Below are 15,111 nucleotides of genomic sequence, written 5' to 3'. Positions count from 1 at the left end.
GCGGCGGCGGAGCCGTTGGGAAGGTCTGGGGTCGGTCTCGTGGCGGGGCGGCTCATCGCTCGCCCTGCGCCGGAATGGCCGTGATGAGTGCCGTGTCGACCCCGACCGGACCGAGGCCGGCCGCGCCGCCCGGCTCTCGCAGCGGCGCCGGCTGACCGGGCAGCGGCTGGTAGAAGAACGCCGCCGCGTCCTGGATGTGGGCGATGTCCGGGTCGGCCGGGTCGAGGTCGCGGTCCCAGCTGATCGCGTCGACCGGGCAGCTGCGGGCGCAGGCGCCGCAGTCGATGCACTCCTCCGGGTGGATGTAGAGCTTGCGCGCGCCGGTGTAGATGCAGTCGATCGGACAGTCCTCGACGCAGGACTGGTCCATGATGTCGACGCACGCGGCCCCGATCACATAGGCCATCGTCGGCGCGCCTACCGGGCCTGGGACGTCAGCGCCGGGCCGGCACCGGCGGGCATCCCGAAGCGGGCGGACTCGGCGGCGGCCTCGGCCGCGGCGCTGCCGGCCCTGCGGCGGGGCAGCCCCGCGGCGTCGGCCTCGGCGCGAGCCGCGGCCACCGAGGCGGCCGCCCGGCTGAACGGTCCGGTCGCCTCGATCCAGGTGCCGCCCCGCACGCAGCCGACGGGCGCCAGCCGGCGCTCGCCGGCCACCGTCTCGAAGCCGTCGGAGAACGCGGCCGGCCCCTCGTCGACCCGCAGCACGCTCACCTCCGCGGCCCGGCCGACGCCGAGGGTCCCCAGCACGTCCGACCGGCGGATCGACGCGGCGGAGTTGACCGTCGCCATCGCGATCACGTCGACCAGCGGGACGCCCAGCGCCCAGATCTTCGACAGCGTCTCCGGCAGCGAGTAGACCGGGCCGTCCTCGTTGAACAGGTTCAGGTCGGTGCTGATCGTGTCCGGCGCGTAGCCGAGGTCCAGCAGCGCCCGGGCGGCGGCGAACCGGAAGTCCGAGCCGGAGTGGCCCAGGTCGAGCCGGACCCCCCGGGCGACCGCGTCGGCGAACACCGGGTGGACGGCGACCTGGTCGGCCGCGGCGCGCCCGGTCCCGCCGCCGGGCGCGCCGTTCACCAACGCGCCCGAGTGGCCGCGGAAGGCGTGCGTGACGATGTCGCCGGGGCGCAGTGCCGCCAGCGCGTCCAGGTTCGTCAGGCTCTTCGTGTACGGGTACTTGCCCAGATGGATCATGATCGGCAGGTCGCCGGCGATGGACTTGGCGCCTTCCAGGAACGGCGAGACCCGGTCGTCCTCGGTGGTCGTCGCGCGGACCTTGAAGCCGATGACGTAGTCCCGGTTCTGCTCGACGGCCGCCGCGGCGGCGTCCAGGTCGAGGTTGCGCGGGTCGTTGGCGATCTCCAGGCGGTGCGCGATGAAGTCCTTCGTCGCCAGGTAGAGCAGGCACGGGTCCATGAACGCGAGCACCCGGGTCCGCACCCCGGGGCCCTGCGCGAACGCCCGGGAGATGCCCAGCGTCCGCACGCCCGAGGTGCCGCCGTCGATGACGACCGGGACGCCGACCTCGACGCCGGCCCGGTCCGGATGGACGCAGAAGTCGCCGAGGCCGGGGTAGACGTGCACATGGAGGTCGATGAGGCCCGGGGTGACGATCAGGCCGGTGCAGTCGATGACCTCGACGGGCCCCGCGGGGGGTCGGGACACCGCCGAGGCCGCTGGGGTGCCGGGTGCGGCCGTGACGCCGGGGGCGACCGTGACGCCGGGGGCGGCAAGGGCGGCCGTGGCGCCCGGCGCCGCATAGGCGGCTCCCGCGCCCGGCCCGACCGCGACGATCCTGCCGTTCGCGCAGACCACGTCCGCGATCCCGTCGAAACGGTTCGCCGGGTCGATCACTCGGCCGCCGGCGAGGACGGTGACGCCCACCGCGTCGCCGGGGCCGGACTGAGGGGATCCGGCCGGGAGGTTCGGGTCGCGCATCTGTCTCCGATCAAACCCGCGGGGCTGGCCTGGCCGGGTCTCGGCACGGCCGGGCAGCCCTGGACTGCGAACGAGGTACTGGTGCCCATGGCCGACCGGGACAGACTGAGGCTGGCGGGAACACCGGTTGTGTGGCGAGCCACGGCGTCGTTGCCAGGCGGGTGATCGTGGGCGCTCGCCTCGTCGCGAGTCGCCACGGTCATCGTCCCTTCTTCCTGACCCGAGGTCCAAGACGCAAACCCACCTGGAGCTATAGAAAACTGCTATGGATGCCCCACGGGACTCAAAGGCGGGCGGTCCCGGGCCCACCGGTCCGGCCGTCGCCCCGAAGCCGACCGGCCCGGGGTCCCGGCAGCCGTGGCTGGATCTACGGCAGGTGGCCTACTTCGTCGCCGTCGCCGAGGAGCAGTCCTTCACCGCGGCGGCGGCCCGGCTGCTGGTCGCCCAGCCGTCGCTGTCCCAGCAGATCCGGGCCCTGGAACGGCAGCTCGGCGCCGAGCTGCTGGAACGCTCCAGCCGGGGCGCGCGGCTCACGCCGGCCGGCCGGGCCTTCCTCGACGCCGCCCGCGGCCTGCTCGCCGACGCCGGCACCGCGGTGATCCGGGCCCGCGCGGCCGCCGGCCTGGACGGCGGCACGCTGCACATCGCCACCCTGACGTCGCTCGCCACCTGGGTGCTGCCGGACGCGATCGCGCGCTTCCGGGACCGCTTCCCCGACGTGCCGCCACGACTGACCGAGTTCCCGGACCGGCTTGGCCTGGAGGAGTTCATGGCCGAGGGCCGGGCCGACCTCGCGATCGGCGCCAGGCCGCCGGACTGGGCCGGGCCGGTGCGCTTTCTCGGTGACGAGCGCTACGCGCTGGTCGTGCCCGCGAGCGACCCGCGGGCCGGGACGGCCGGGGTGCCGCTGCGCGCCTTCGCCGCCGTCGACTGGGTGCTGTACGCGCCGGGGCACGGCCTGCGGACGCTGGTCCTGGAGGCCTGTGGGGCCGCCGGATTCACCCCGCGGGCCACCGTCGAGACCCGCACGGTCGACGCCGCCGCGCGCCTCGCGGCCGCCGGGCTCGGCGTGGCGCTGGTGCCCGACGCCGCGGTCCGCGCGGATCTCGCCGCCCATCGGGTGCGGCTGGCGGACGCGCCGGTCGTCGCCGTCGTCGGCTACGCGCGCACGGCCTTCCCGCCGGCCGCGGCCGCCTTCCTTGACCTGTTCAGCACGCTGAAGGTCCCAGGGCTCGTGCATCCGCCCGCGGCGCCCTGAGCTCGGCCGGCGATCGCCGGGCCGTCTTGGGACGGACGCGCTAGCTCGGCCGCGGGACGTCCAGGCGGCCCTGGGTAATCGGCGGCGGGGTCCGCCGCGGCCAGCTGAGCGACGCCCGCCAGGAGCCGCCGGGCTGCTCCTCGGTGATCCGGGCGCCGACGATCGCGGCGACCCGGCGCAGCCGGCCGGCCCGGGCGACGGCGTCGTGCGCCGCGTCGAGGCTGGTCGCCGAGCACGGATCCGGGGAAGCGCAGAGGGTCAGGGTGACGCCGTCCGGGCCGGACCGGACGGTCACGCTGGCGCGCCGGGCCGGCCGCCACGGATCGCTCTCCAGCAGCAGCAACTGCACCGCGGACAGGACCTCGGCGATCTCGGCCCGGCTCGGCGGCGCCTCGTCGACGTCGAGGACGGTCTCCAGCTCGCGGGCGAGCGTCCCGCGCACCCGGTTCGTGAGGGCCGTCGTGAGGATCTTGGACGCGTCACTGCCGGCGCGGAACGCCGGCGCGGGCAGCTGCAGGGTGGTGATCGCGTCGCGCAGCTGGGTCTCGACGGCGGCGAGCTTCTCGGCCGCGGGCCCGTCGAGGGTCCGGCGCACCGCGGCGCAGGTCAGCAGGACGGCGGTGAGGTCCTGGATCGGGCCGTCGTGGAAGGCGTCGCACAGGTGCTGGCGCTCACGCTCCTGGCCGGCGGCGATCAACCGCAGCAGCAGCCGGGTGGTGTCGCTGACCGGGTCGTGCGCCTGGACCGGCGCGACGGCGACCGCCGGGCGGGCCGCTGGGCCCACGGCGGTGGCACGACCGGTGCCGGGGGCGGTGTGAACGGTCACCTCGGTGACGCACCGCTGGGCTGCACGTCACCCAAGGCGCGTACGGCGGCCGACAGGTCGTCGGCCGTGAACGGCTTGTACAGCACGGCGACGTCCGGCGGCAGGTCGTCGTCGATCCCGCCGGTCAGCAGCAGGCAGCGGGCCGGCATCGACGGGTCCTGGGAGCGCAGCCGCTCGATCAGGTCGGTCCCGCGTTCGGCGCCGAGGCGCACGTCGATGATCAGCGCGTGGTAGTCGGCCACGGGCAGGGCGAGCGCGTCCTCGACCGACGCCGCGGCGTCGACCTCGTGCCCATCGTGGCTCAGCAGCCGGCTGACCAGCGTCCGGATCATGTCGTTGTCGTCGACGATCAGCGCGCGCCCTGGAATGTAGGGCCGCGTCCCGATGGCTCGCACAGGAACACCTCGCTCGCCGTGGCCTCGCTCGAGCGTGGGGGGTTCCGCTCGAACGCATCTCCGTCATCTTCGCGCCGCGTTCCGGGCCCGGACCACTCGTTCCGCGCGGACGACGTCCGCCCGGCGCCAGCGCCACCCAGCCAGGAGCACTCCGCCAAGCCCGGCCGCGAGTGGCCGCCCGGTCCGGGCGACCGGTCGGCCCGAACAGCTGACGGCCGGTGACCCGTCACCCGTCTGACCAGGACCTCGGTCGGCGGGGGTAACGAGACGGCTACACCATACGGCAGGCGCCCCGCCGCGGACATCCCCCGGAGGGGACATTTGGGGGTCACGTCAATAGAGACATTCGGTCCATCTGTGCCCGTGAATCTGGCCGCGGTGTCCCAGATGCGGCAGACTGTCGGTGACCTGTATCACATCCATGCCGGCTCGAACGGGCCGGATCGACGGTGCCGGCGCGGGCCCGGTGGCGAACCACGCGGAGATCTGGTGGGTTGCGCGCCCGATGGCCGGGCCTTACGGTTTCGCGCACTGACCGGCCCGGCCGTGCGCGGTCCTGGCTCTCGGCGCCGAGAGGACACGGTGGCAGCAACCATGATCAGCACGATGCAGGACGTGCCGCTGGGCATTCGGCGGCTGCTGGAGCATGCCGTCACGGTGTATCCCGACCAGAAGCTGTTCACCGCGCAGGGCGACGGCAGCCTGACGGTCGCCACGTTCGCCGAGGCCGGCGCCAACGCGGCCCGGCTCGCGCACGGGCTCACCGAGCTGGGCGTCACGGCGGGCGACCGGGTCGCCACCCTGATGTGGAACAACGAGGAGCACATCGAGGCGTACTTCGCCGTCCCCGCGATGGGCGCCGTCCTGCACACGCTGAACCTGCGGCTGCCGGGCGAGCAGATCGCCTTCATCGCCAACCATGCCGAGGACCGGGTGCTCCTCGTCGACCACACGCTGCTGCCGGCGCTGGTCGCGCTGCTGCCGGCGATGAAGACGGTCGAGCACGTTGTCGTCAATCACGGCGCACTCGACGCCGCCGCGGTCGGCACGGACCTGCCCGCGCTGGCGAGCGCCGCGGGCCGCCCGGTCGAGGTGCACGACTACGCCAGCCTGATCGCCGGCCGCCCGGACACGTTCGACTGGCCAGAGGTGCCGGAGACGACGGCGGCCGCGATGTGCTACACCTCCGGCACGACCGGCGACCCCAAGGGCGTCGTGTTCAGCCACCGGTCGATCTTCCTCAACGCGATGGGCTCCGCCCTGCCGTCGATGATGGGCATCTCGTCGGCCGACCGGGTGCTCGCGATCGTGCCGCAGTTCCACGTGCTGTCCTGGGGGCTGCCGTACATCGCGTTCCTCGGTGGCACCGAGCTGGTGCTGCCCGGGCCGTTCCTGCAGGCCGAGCCGCTGGCGAAGATGATCCAGAAGACCCGGGTCAACAAGGCGGCCGGCGTGCCGACGATCTGGCAGGGCCTGCTCGCCTACCTGGAGGCGAACCCGGGCGCGGCCGACGTCTCGTCGCTGAAGGAGGCGGTCGTCGGCGGCTCGGCCTGCCCGCCGTCGCTGATGGAGGCCTACGACCGGCTCGGGATCACCCTGATCCACGCGTACGGCATGACGGAGACCTCCCCGCTGGTCACCGTCGCGCGTCCGCCGGCCGGCCTGAGCCCCGAGGAGGCCTGGCCGTACCGGCTCACCCAGGGGCGTTTCGTCGCCAACGTCGCGGCCCGGCTGGTCGGTGCAGGCGGCGAGATCCTGCCCTGGGACGGCGTGAGCGCCGGCGAGCTGGAGCTGCGCGGCCCCTGGATCGCCGGCTCCTACTACTCCGGCGGCGCGGCGACCGGGGCCGCGGCCGCCGACCCGGAGAAGTTCCACGACGGCTGGCTGCGGACCGGCGACGTCGGGCACATCAGCCCGGACGGCTACCTGACGCTGACCGACCGGGCCAAGGACGTGATCAAATCCGGCGGCGAGTGGATCTCGTCCGTCGAGCTGGAGAACCTGCTGATGGCGCACCCGGCGGTCGCCGAGGCCAGTGTCATCGGCGTGCCGGACGACCGGTGGGGCGAGCGGCCGTTCGCGCTGGTGGTGCTGCGGCCGGGCGTCGAGGCGACGTTCCCCGAGCTGCGGGAGTTCCTCTCCGGCAAGGTCGCGCGCTGGCAGGTGCCGGAACGCTGGCAGGTGATCGCGGAGGTGCCCAAGACCTCGGTCGGCAAGTTCGACAAGCGGCGGCTGCGCCAGCAGTACGCCGTCGGCGAGCTGGTGGCCGAGCTGGTCCCCGCGCCCTGACCCCCGCCTCGCGCGCCGGTTCTGGATAGCTTCGAACCAGGGCCCGGACAGCGGGCGGGCGGATCGGAGGCCGGCGTGAGCGTCATCTACCTGGTGCGGCATGGCCAGGCGTCGTTCGGCGCCGCCGACTACGACGTCCTGTCCGAGCTCGGCCACCGGCAGGCCGCGCTGGCCGGGGCCGAGCTGCGGGCCCGGGGCGTGCGGATCGATCTCGCGGCCAGCGGCACCCTGCGCCGCCAGCGCGAGACGGCCGCCGCGGCACTCGCCGCCTACGCCGGCGCCCCGGCGAGCCAGCCCGCCACCGGTACCGGCGCGGGCCCGGCTGTCGCCCTCGGCGACGGTGGCTGGGCCGGCGAGACCGAGGCCGACGCCCGGTGGAACGAGTACGACCAGGACACGATGGTCGGCGACGGCCGCCCGCCCGCCCAGCGGGTGTCGACCTCCAGCGGCATCTCGTCGCGGTCGTTCCAGGGCCTGCTGGACAACGCGCTGGCCGAGTGGATGGGCCGGGGCGACACCGGGCCGGGCAGCTTCCGAGCGTTCAGCGACGGCGTCGCGGGCGCGCTCGACGAGCTGTCCGGCCGGCTCGGCTCCGGTGGCACCGCGGTGGTCTTCTCGTCGGCCGGCCCGATCGCCGCCCTGTGCGGCCGGCTGCTCGGCGTCGGCGTCGAGGGTCTCGTCCAGCTGAACCGCACCATGATCAATGGCGGCATCACCAAGATCGTGTCTGGCCGCTCCGGTACCAGCCTCATCTCGGTGAACGAGCACAGCCACATCGACGCCGCGGGCCGCGAGCTGCTCAGCTACCGCTGACGGCCCGCGTTCCCGCCCGCCGCACCCGCGCGCCGACCGGTCCGCGCGGGCCAGACCCGTGCCCGGGTGCGGGTCGGATTGTGGCTGGGTACTGGATGCGAAGCGGATACGGGAGCAGGATGACCGCGACGGCCGGCGACGTCCGGCTGAGGAGGTGCGGCGCCATGACGGTGGCACCTGGTTCGACGACGGCTGGATCCATGACAGCCGGATCGACGACGGCTGGGTCGACGCAACGATCCTCCAGCGGGGCGAAGCGCGTCGGCGGCGAGCCGGTGCGGTCGCGTCCGGCCGTGACCCACGTGGTGACGAACCAGCCGCCGCCGCTGGTCGACTACGACGTGGCCGACGACCCGGTGCTGGAAGAGGGCCTGCGCCGCGAGGGCGCCGCCTTCTACGTCGACGACCTGCACCGCCTGGGCTGGCTGGCCGGCAGCGAGCAGGCCGCCCGCTGGGGCGACCTGGCCAACCGCCATGTCCCCGAGTTACGCACCCACGACCGGTACGGCAACCGGATCGACGAGGTCGACTTCCACCCGTCGTGGCACGCGCTGATGGACGTCGCCGTGCGGGAGGGCCTGGCCGGCGCCGCGTGGGGCAGCCGCCGCCCGGGTGCGCACGTCGCCAGGGCCGCCGGGCTGCACGTCTGGAGCACGGTCGAACAGGGCCACACCTGCCCGGTCTCGATGACCTACGCCGTCATCCCGGCGCTACGGGCCGAGCCGGAGCTCGCCGCCGTCTACGAGAAGCTGCTGACCAGCCGGGTCTATGACCGCGCGCTGTGCCCACCGACCGGCAAGCTGGGCCTGATCGCCGGCATGGGGATGACCGAGAAGCAGGGCGGCTCGGACGTCCGCGCCAACACCACGGTCGCGGTCGCCCACCCGGACGGTGGCTACCGGCTTCACGGACACAAGTGGTTTACCTCGGCACCGATGAGCGACCTTTTTCTCGTGCTGGCGCAGGCGCCGAGCGGGCTGTCCTGCTTCCTGGTGCCGCGGATCCTTCCGGACGGGTCACGCAACACGTTCCGCATCCAGCGGCTGAAGGACAAGCTCGGTAACCGCTCCAACGCCTCGGCCGAGCCGGAGTTCGACGACACCGTCGGCTGGCTGGTCGGGCCGGAGGGGCGCGGCGTCCGGACCATCATCGAGATGGTCGCGATGACGCGGTTCGACTCGGCGCTCGGCTCGGCTGCCGGAACGAGGGCCGCGCTCGTCCAGGCGATGCACCACGCGCGGCACCGGTCCGCGTTCGGCGCCCTGCTTGTCGACAAGCCGCTGATGCGCAACGTCCTGGCGGACCTCGCCGTCGAGTCGGAGGCCGCGACGACGCTCGTGCTACGGCTGGCCGGCGCGATCGACCGGGGTGTGCGTGGCGACGCGGGTGAGCGCGCGTTCCTGCGGCTGGCGACCGCGCTGGCGAAGTTCTGGATCTGCAAGCGGCAGCCCGGGTTCGTCGCCGAGGCGCTGGAGTGCCTGGGCGGCAACGGCTACGCCGAGGAGTCGGGGATGCCGCGGCTCTACCGCGAGGCGCCGCTGAACAGCATCTGGGAGGGCGCGGGCAACGTGAACGCCCTGGATGTGCTGCGCGCGCTCGGCCGGGAGCCGGCCGCCGTCGCGGCGTTCGACGCGGAGGTCGCCCGGTCCGCCGGCGGCGACGACCGTCTCGACGCGGCCATCGCCGCGCTGCGCGCGGATCTCGCCGGGCTGCCGACGGCGGACCCGAGCGAGCTGGAGTTCGGCGCCCGGGGCCTGGTGGAACGGATGGCGCTGGTGTTGCAGGGCGCGCTGCTGGTCCGGCACGCGCCGCCCGCCGTCGCCGACGCCTTCTGCGCCACCCGGCTGGCCGGCGGCGGCGGCCGGGCCTACGGCACGCTGCCACGTGGCACCGACGTCGCGGCCATCCTCGCCCGCGTCCCTCCGGTGACCCGCGGCTGACCGGCCCGCCGGTTCAGGCCCGGACGCGCCCCGCGCGGGCGGTGGCCAGCGCGATCACCGCGTCGAGGTTGGGCGTCGACCACTGGTCGAGCGTCTGGCCCAGGGTGTCGAGAGTGCTGTCGAGGACGAACAGCCCCGACGTCGGCAGGGAAGCACCGATCTCGACGAGCACCGGGCGCAGGTGGACCTCGACGGCGAGCGCGTGCTGCGGCGCCGCGGCGACCTGGACCGGGATGGTCGGCACGCCGCCGAGCTCGCCGGCGCCGATCTGGTCGAGCAGCAGCTTGAGCAGGCCCGTATAGGTGGCCTTGTAGGTCGGCGTCGCGACGATGAGGACGTCGGCCGCGGCCATCGCCGTCGTGGCGGCCTTGACGGCCGGATCACCCCAGCCGAGCAGCCCGGCGCCCAGCTCGGACACCTCGATGACCTCGGCCGTCGAGGCGTCTCCCGCCGCGGTACCGGCCGGCAGCCCGCGGACGACCCGCTCGGCCACCGCCTCGGCCACCTGCCGGGTCCTCGACTGCGGCTTCGGGTTGCCCACGACGCTCAGCACACGCCAACCAGCCATCGCCAACCTCCTGGGCGGCACCTGAGGCCGCGATCTCGGACGGTTGCACGCTATGCGCCGGCCCGCCGCGGATCCAAGGGTCCCAGGCGCGGTTGAGTCGCGGCTGTCATGTTGCGGTAACACTGACCGTGCTCGGCCGGGAGAGACCGCGGGCCGAAGGCGCCAGCCGCGGCCAGCGGCCTCTCCCGAGAGGCGGTTACCAGGACCAGCGGAAGCCGACGACGGCGTGATGGATCGCTGGCAGGAACCGGTGCAGGGTGTTGTTCTCCGACAGGACCACCGGCTCGTCGTCGACGATCAGGCCACCCTCGTGGGTGCTCCACACCGTCCACCGCGGGTCGCGCGGCAACTGGGCCGGGTCGAAGGCGATCGCGAGGTCGACGCTCTCCGTCTTGGCCCGCACCGCTCGCCGGATCTCCTGGACCGGCTGGCCCGACGGGAACCGGGCCCGCAGCTCCAGCGAGTGCCGGGCGCCCCGGCCGAGGGTTCGGTCGAGCCCGACCTCGGTGAGCGTCAGCCGGGAGCTGTAGGCGTGCTGGGAGCCCGGCTCCCCACCGACCAGCACCGTGCTCTCGGTCGCGTCCGAGCGCAGCACCCACGGGTAGACGGCGACCCCGTCCTCCTGGGCGGAGATCACCTGATGGGTGTGCTGCTCGACGAGCGACCCGGTGTGGTCGAACCGGTAGCGCTCGAACAGCGCGAGAGTGCGGTGGCGTTGCGGCAGGATCAGCGCCGGCGCACCACGCCTGCTTCCAGAGCCGGCCTCGACGCCGGGGTCGGTGAGGCCGGCGAACGCCGCCCACAGCCCGGCCTCGTGCTCGCGCATCCCGAACGCCTCGATGAACCATTCCATCGTCTGGGCCGAGATGCGCCCGCCGCCGAGGGCCCGGCTGACCCGGTCCTTGAGGGCTCGGTCGAGCTCCTGGTCCTCCTCGGCGACGATGCCGGCGTTCCAGAGGTATTCGGCGATGACGCGAGCCACCGCCGCGAAGCTCGGTTCCTGGGCGCTCGCCCGGCGGACCCGGGACTCCCACATCCGGCGATACTCCGGCGTCCCCGTGAGGAGCTCCCGCAGCAGCCGGCCGGCGCGTTCCCCGGTGGAGAGCGCGTCGTCGCCAGTGGGCATGCTTTCCCGGGTGCCGGCGGGACCGGTCAGGGACTGGTCGGATCGACCAGCCGGGCCGTCGATGTTCATATCTGTGCCTGTGCTGTCTGAGGCCACGTGCGGGCCTGTGCTGTCTGAGGCCAGGTACGGGCCTGTGCTGTCGGCGGCCAGGTACGGGCCGGTGTCGTTTGAGGCCGTGTGCTGGCCGGTGTTGTCCGAGGCCAGATACAGGCCCTGGATGTCATCGCTGTGCTGTTCCGGCGGCGCCGCCGGCCAGGCCGCGCCGCCCGCCAACGTCGGGTTTCCTCTTGCCACGCCCCACCCCTCCCGATAGCGCTGCGTGGTCATGGTCGGGTCGTCGGCCGGTGAGGCGAACCGACGCGGCCCGGAGTTGGTGGCTCTGCGTAACGAGCCATCCTTACGGGCCGTGGCGGGCGCCGCGGCTTAGACAACCTCAGAGGACAGTAATGCCCCCGCGATCTGCGGCTTCGTCGGCATGTCCATCGTGGACGGAATTGAGCCCGGTCGGCGACGGAACGTCGTATCGAAGACATACTCGAGCCATCTACGTGCCACAGCGGGTCGGAGGCGCTGCGCAGGCCTATCTTTGCTGGCGAACGGGCCTATCGCCTTTGCTCGCAGTCGGTCAAGTGTTTCGGCGGTTGGTCCGCGGGTCCTGGGCCGGATCGGAACGGCCTCTCCGCTTACCTTCGGTTAGCGATTTTGGTCGCGGCACCGATGGATGGTTACTGTAAATTGCGACTCCAGCATCGCAACGCCGCACAACATTTCGCGTATTCGTAGCGGAGAGTTACCGATTTTCGAACACCGTCGCTCGGAGGCGGCCCGCCAGGCGGCCCGCCGGCCCGGCCCGCACCGTCGGCCAACGGCTCGCGCAGTGACGGTTCTTGTCTGTTCTCTCAGGCGAGGGCCGCGTCGAGGGCCTGGCGCAGATCAGCGAGAAGGTCGTCGGCCGACTCGATCCCGACCGAGAGCCGAACCAGGTCGTCGGGCACCGCCAGCGGCGAGCCGGCGGCGGAGGCGTGCGTCATCCGGCCCGGATGCTCGATCAGCGACTCCACCCCGCCCAGCGACTCCGCGAGGGTGAACAGCCTGGCCCGGCGGCAGACCTCGGCCGCCGCATCGGCCCCGGCGCGGACCCGGAACGACACCATGCCGCCGAACCCGGACATCTGCCGCGCCGCGACCGCGTGCCCCGGGTGCGTCGGCAGGCCCGGATAGCGCACCTCCGCGACGCCGGGATGGCCACCGAGCAGCTCGGCGACGCGGGCGGCGTTCGCGCAGTGCCGGTCCATCCGGACGGGCAGCGTCTTGATCCCCCGCAGCACCAGCCAGGCGTCGAACGGCCCTGGCACGGCGCCGGCGGCGTTCTGGACGAACGCGATCCGCCCGCCCAGCTCGGGGTCCGCGACGACGACCGCCCCGCCAACGACGTCGCTGTGCCCGCCGAGGTACTTGGTGGTCGAGTGCACGACGGCGTCCGCGCCGAGCGCGAGCGGGCGCTGGAGATAGGGCGAGGCGAACGTGTTGTCGACGACGAGCAGCGCACCCGCCGCGTGCGCCAGCTCGGCGAGCACCGCGATGTCCGCGATCGACAGCAGCGGGTTCGTCGGGGTCTCGCACCAGATCAGCCGCGTCCGCCCCGCGCGCAACGCGGCGCGGACCGCGGCCGGGTCGGCCAGGTCGACGGGCGTGTAGTCCAGGCCCCAGTCGGCGTAGACGCGGTGGAACAGCCGGTAGGTGCCGCCGTAGGCGTCGGCCGGGATGAGCGCGTGGTCGCCGGGGCGGCAGACCGCGCGCAGCACCGCGTCCTCCGCGGCCAGCCCGGAGGAGAACGCGAGGCCGACCCGGCCGCCCTCGAGCGCGGCGAGCGACGTCTCGAGCGCGGCCCGCGTCGGGTTGCCGGAGCGGGCGTACTCGAAGCCGGCTCGCAGGCCGCCGATCCCGTCCTGCGCGAAGGTCGAGGCCGGATGGATCGGCACGACGACGGCACCGGTCGCCGGGTCCGGCTCCTGGCCGGCGTGCACCGCGACCGTCTCGAAGCCCCGCCCGGTGTAGTCGTGGTCGGCGGTCACCTGGCGGCCAGGAAGCTGAGGAGATCGGCGCGGGTGAGGATGCCGACCGGGTTCCCGCTGTCGAGCACGAGGACGGCCGGATCGTCGCTGCCGAGCGCCTCGACCAGGGTCGAGAGCGGCTCGCCCGCGCCGATCGTCGGCAGCGGGGCCGACATGTGCGCGGCGACCGGTGCGTCGATCACGGCCCGGTCGGCGAAGACGGCCGCGAGCAGCTCGCGTTCGAGCACCGCGCCGGCGACCTCGGCGGCCCGCAGCGGCGGCTCGTGCCGGACCACCGGCATCTGAGAGACGTTGTACTCGCGCAGGTAGGAGATGGCCGCGCCGACGGTCTCGTCGGGATGCACGTGCACCAGCTCCGGCGCCGCGGACCCGCCGGGCCGGCTGGCAGCCAGCCTGCCGCCAGCTCTGCCGTTCCCGCCAGCTCTGCCGTTCCCGCCAGCTCTGCCGTTCCCGCCAGCTCTGCCGTTCCCGCCAGCTCTGCCGTTCCCGCCAGCCCTGCCATTGGAGGTGTGCTTGCTGGCCAGGACCGCCCCGACGACCGGTTCGTCCGACGGCGGGTCGAGGAAGCCGTAGTCGTACATCCACTCGTCATTGAAGATCTTCGAAAGGTAGCCGCGGCCGGAGTCGGGCAGCAGCACGACGACCAGGTCGTCCGGCCCGAGCGCGCGGGCGACCCTGGTCGCGGCGACCACGGCGAGCCCGCACGAGCCGCCGACCAGCAGCCCCGCCTCCCGGGCCAGCAGCCGCGTCATCAGGAACGAGTCCCGGTCGCTGACCGCCTCGACGCGGTCGACGACGGTCTTGTCGAACGTGGCCGGCCAGATGTCCTCGCCGACGCCCTCGACCAGGTAGGGCCGGCCGCTGCCGCCGGAGTAGACCGAGCCCTCCGGGTCGGCGCCGATCACCTGCACCCGGCCGCCGCTGACCTCCTTGAGGTACTGCCCGGCCCCGCTGATCGTCCCGCCGGTGCCGATGCCGGCGACGAAGTGCGTCACCCGCCCGCCGGTGTCCCGCCAGATCTCCGGGCCGGTGCTGGCGCGGTGCGCGGCCGGGTTGTCCGGGTTGGAGTACTGGTCGGGGCTCCAGGCGCCCGGGGTCCGGCGGGTGACGTCGCGGGCGACAGAGTAATAGGAGCGCGGGTCGTCCGGGTCGACCGCTGTTGGGCAGACGAGGACCTCGGCGCCGTAGGCACGCAGCACCGCGCGCTTCTCTTCGCTGATCTTGTCGGGCATGGTGAACACGCACTGGTAGCCGCGCAGCGCCGCGATCATGGCGAGACCCACGCCGGTGTTGCCGCTCGTCGGCTCGACGATCGTCCCGCCGGGGCGCAGCCGGCCGTCCCGCTCGGCCGCGTCCACCATCGCCACCGCGATCCGGTCCTTCACCGAGCCGCCCGGGTTGACGTACTCCAGCTTGCCGAGCAGCGGCGCCCCGCCGCGCGAGCCCTCCCCGGGTGCTCCGTCGGCCGGCCACAGGCGCGCGGCGGCCGTGACGGCCTCGGTGAGCCGGACGAGCGGGGTGTTCCCGATCAGGTCGGTCACCCGGTCGACGACCCTGCCGCGGCGGTCGTCACCGGGGACGTCGACGCCGCCGGAGTCGTCGTGGATCCGCATCGCCGCCACCCGCCTGCCTGATCGTGCGTGGTCGTGTGGCCGGCGTCCTCCCCCGTCGCGGCCGGGCCACACCGCCGGTGGCCTCGGCCGGGCTGGCGAGTTCGCGATCGCCGTCCACGCGATAACCGTTGGTAGTGAAGGTACCGCCATTGGTAACGACGGTGCCCGCTCGGAACGGACGCCGACGCCCTGCGGCCGGCGCGGTCAATGATCCAGTTGTCGGTCGGCGCGGATAGAGTGACGACGTCGCCGTCCCCCCGAACTGGCCGCTGT

At 73.7% G+C, this 15,111-nt stretch carries 12 protein-coding genes; 4 read left to right on the top strand and 8 right to left on the bottom strand.

What is annotated here, in order from left to right; genetic code table 11:
- Window positions 1-52: 52 nt before the first annotated feature.
- Both fdxA and FRAEUI1C_RS33440 read right to left on the bottom strand, forming a co-directional pair.
- Complete coding sequence (fdxA, locus tag FRAEUI1C_RS33445; RefSeq protein ID WP_013427814.1) at window positions 53-406, bottom strand: ferredoxin; 354 nt, start codon at window positions 404-406, stop codon at window positions 53-55.
- A gap of 11 nt (window positions 407-417) precedes the next feature.
- A complete protein-coding gene (locus tag FRAEUI1C_RS33440; protein ID WP_013427813.1) occupies window positions 418-1,935 on the bottom strand; it encodes an amidohydrolase/deacetylase family metallohydrolase in 1,518 nt (505 codons plus the stop codon).
- Between the two features lie 376 nt (window positions 1,936-2,311).
- On the opposite strand from FRAEUI1C_RS33440, the gene FRAEUI1C_RS33435 reads away from it, so the two are divergent.
- The gene (locus FRAEUI1C_RS33435; RefSeq protein WP_232425213.1) at window positions 2,312-3,193 is read left to right on the top strand and encodes a LysR family transcriptional regulator; all 882 of its coding nucleotides are present in this window, start codon (window positions 2,312-2,314) and stop codon (window positions 3,191-3,193) included.
- Window positions 3,194-3,233: 40 nt separating this feature from the next.
- On the opposite strand, the gene FRAEUI1C_RS33430 is transcribed toward FRAEUI1C_RS33435, so the two are convergent.
- Entirely contained in the window at window positions 3,234-4,019 is a 786-nt protein-coding gene (locus tag FRAEUI1C_RS33430; RefSeq protein ID WP_013427811.1) for a sensor histidine kinase, read from the bottom strand.
- Window positions 4,016-4,414, bottom strand: a complete 399-nt coding sequence (locus tag FRAEUI1C_RS33425) for a response regulator (protein WP_013427810.1) — start codon at window positions 4,412-4,414, stop codon at window positions 4,016-4,018. Before FRAEUI1C_RS33425 ends, FRAEUI1C_RS33430 begins: the two co-directional genes overlap by 4 nt.
- A gap of 594 nt (window positions 4,415-5,008) precedes the next feature.
- Between FRAEUI1C_RS33425 and FRAEUI1C_RS33420 the strand changes: the two genes are divergently transcribed.
- From FRAEUI1C_RS33420 to FRAEUI1C_RS33410, 3 genes are all read left to right on the top strand, one after another.
- Window positions 5,009-6,703 carry a long-chain fatty acid--CoA ligase gene (locus tag FRAEUI1C_RS33420; protein WP_013427809.1) on the top strand — a complete coding sequence of 565 codons (1,695 nt, stop codon included), beginning with the start codon at window positions 5,009-5,011 and terminating at the stop codon, window positions 6,701-6,703.
- 75 nt (window positions 6,704-6,778) lie between these two features.
- The gene (locus tag FRAEUI1C_RS33415; protein WP_013427808.1) at window positions 6,779-7,516 is read left to right on the top strand and encodes a histidine phosphatase family protein; all 738 of its coding nucleotides are present in this window, start codon (window positions 6,779-6,781) and stop codon (window positions 7,514-7,516) included.
- A gap of 164 nt (window positions 7,517-7,680) precedes the next feature.
- Window positions 7,681-9,456, top strand: a complete 1,776-nt coding sequence (locus FRAEUI1C_RS33410; protein WP_013427807.1) for an acyl-CoA dehydrogenase family protein — start codon at window positions 7,681-7,683, stop codon at window positions 9,454-9,456.
- A gap of 13 nt (window positions 9,457-9,469) precedes the next feature.
- Here FRAEUI1C_RS33410 and FRAEUI1C_RS33405 read toward each other — a convergent pair whose 3' ends face one another.
- From FRAEUI1C_RS33405 to FRAEUI1C_RS36935, 4 genes are all read right to left on the bottom strand, one after another.
- The gene (locus FRAEUI1C_RS33405) at window positions 9,470-10,024 is read right to left on the bottom strand and encodes an NADPH-dependent FMN reductase (protein ID WP_013427806.1); all 555 of its coding nucleotides are present in this window, start codon (window positions 10,022-10,024) and stop codon (window positions 9,470-9,472) included.
- A gap of 196 nt (window positions 10,025-10,220) precedes the next feature.
- Window positions 10,221-11,477: a hypothetical protein gene (locus tag FRAEUI1C_RS33400; protein WP_198318673.1), complete on the bottom strand. Its 1,257-nt coding sequence runs from the start codon at window positions 11,475-11,477 to the stop codon at window positions 10,221-10,223.
- 572 nt (window positions 11,478-12,049) lie between these two features.
- The gene (locus FRAEUI1C_RS33395) at window positions 12,050-13,225 is read right to left on the bottom strand and encodes a cystathionine gamma-synthase (RefSeq protein ID WP_013427804.1); all 1,176 of its coding nucleotides are present in this window, start codon (window positions 13,223-13,225) and stop codon (window positions 12,050-12,052) included.
- Window positions 13,222-14,838: a cystathionine beta-synthase gene (locus FRAEUI1C_RS36935; RefSeq protein WP_013427803.1), complete on the bottom strand. Its 1,617-nt coding sequence runs from the start codon at window positions 14,836-14,838 to the stop codon at window positions 13,222-13,224. The genes FRAEUI1C_RS33395 and FRAEUI1C_RS36935 overlap by 4 nt, the downstream gene beginning before the upstream one ends.
- Between the last annotated feature and the right edge of the window lie 273 nt (window positions 14,839-15,111).

It is taken from the genome of Pseudofrankia inefficax, from assembly GCF_000166135.1.
Taxonomy (GTDB): Bacteria; Actinomycetota; Actinomycetes; order Frankiales; family Frankiaceae; genus Pseudofrankia; species Pseudofrankia inefficax.
The sequence above is the reverse complement of the archived record's forward strand: the minus strand, read 5'-3'. Positions and strand labels throughout refer to the sequence as shown.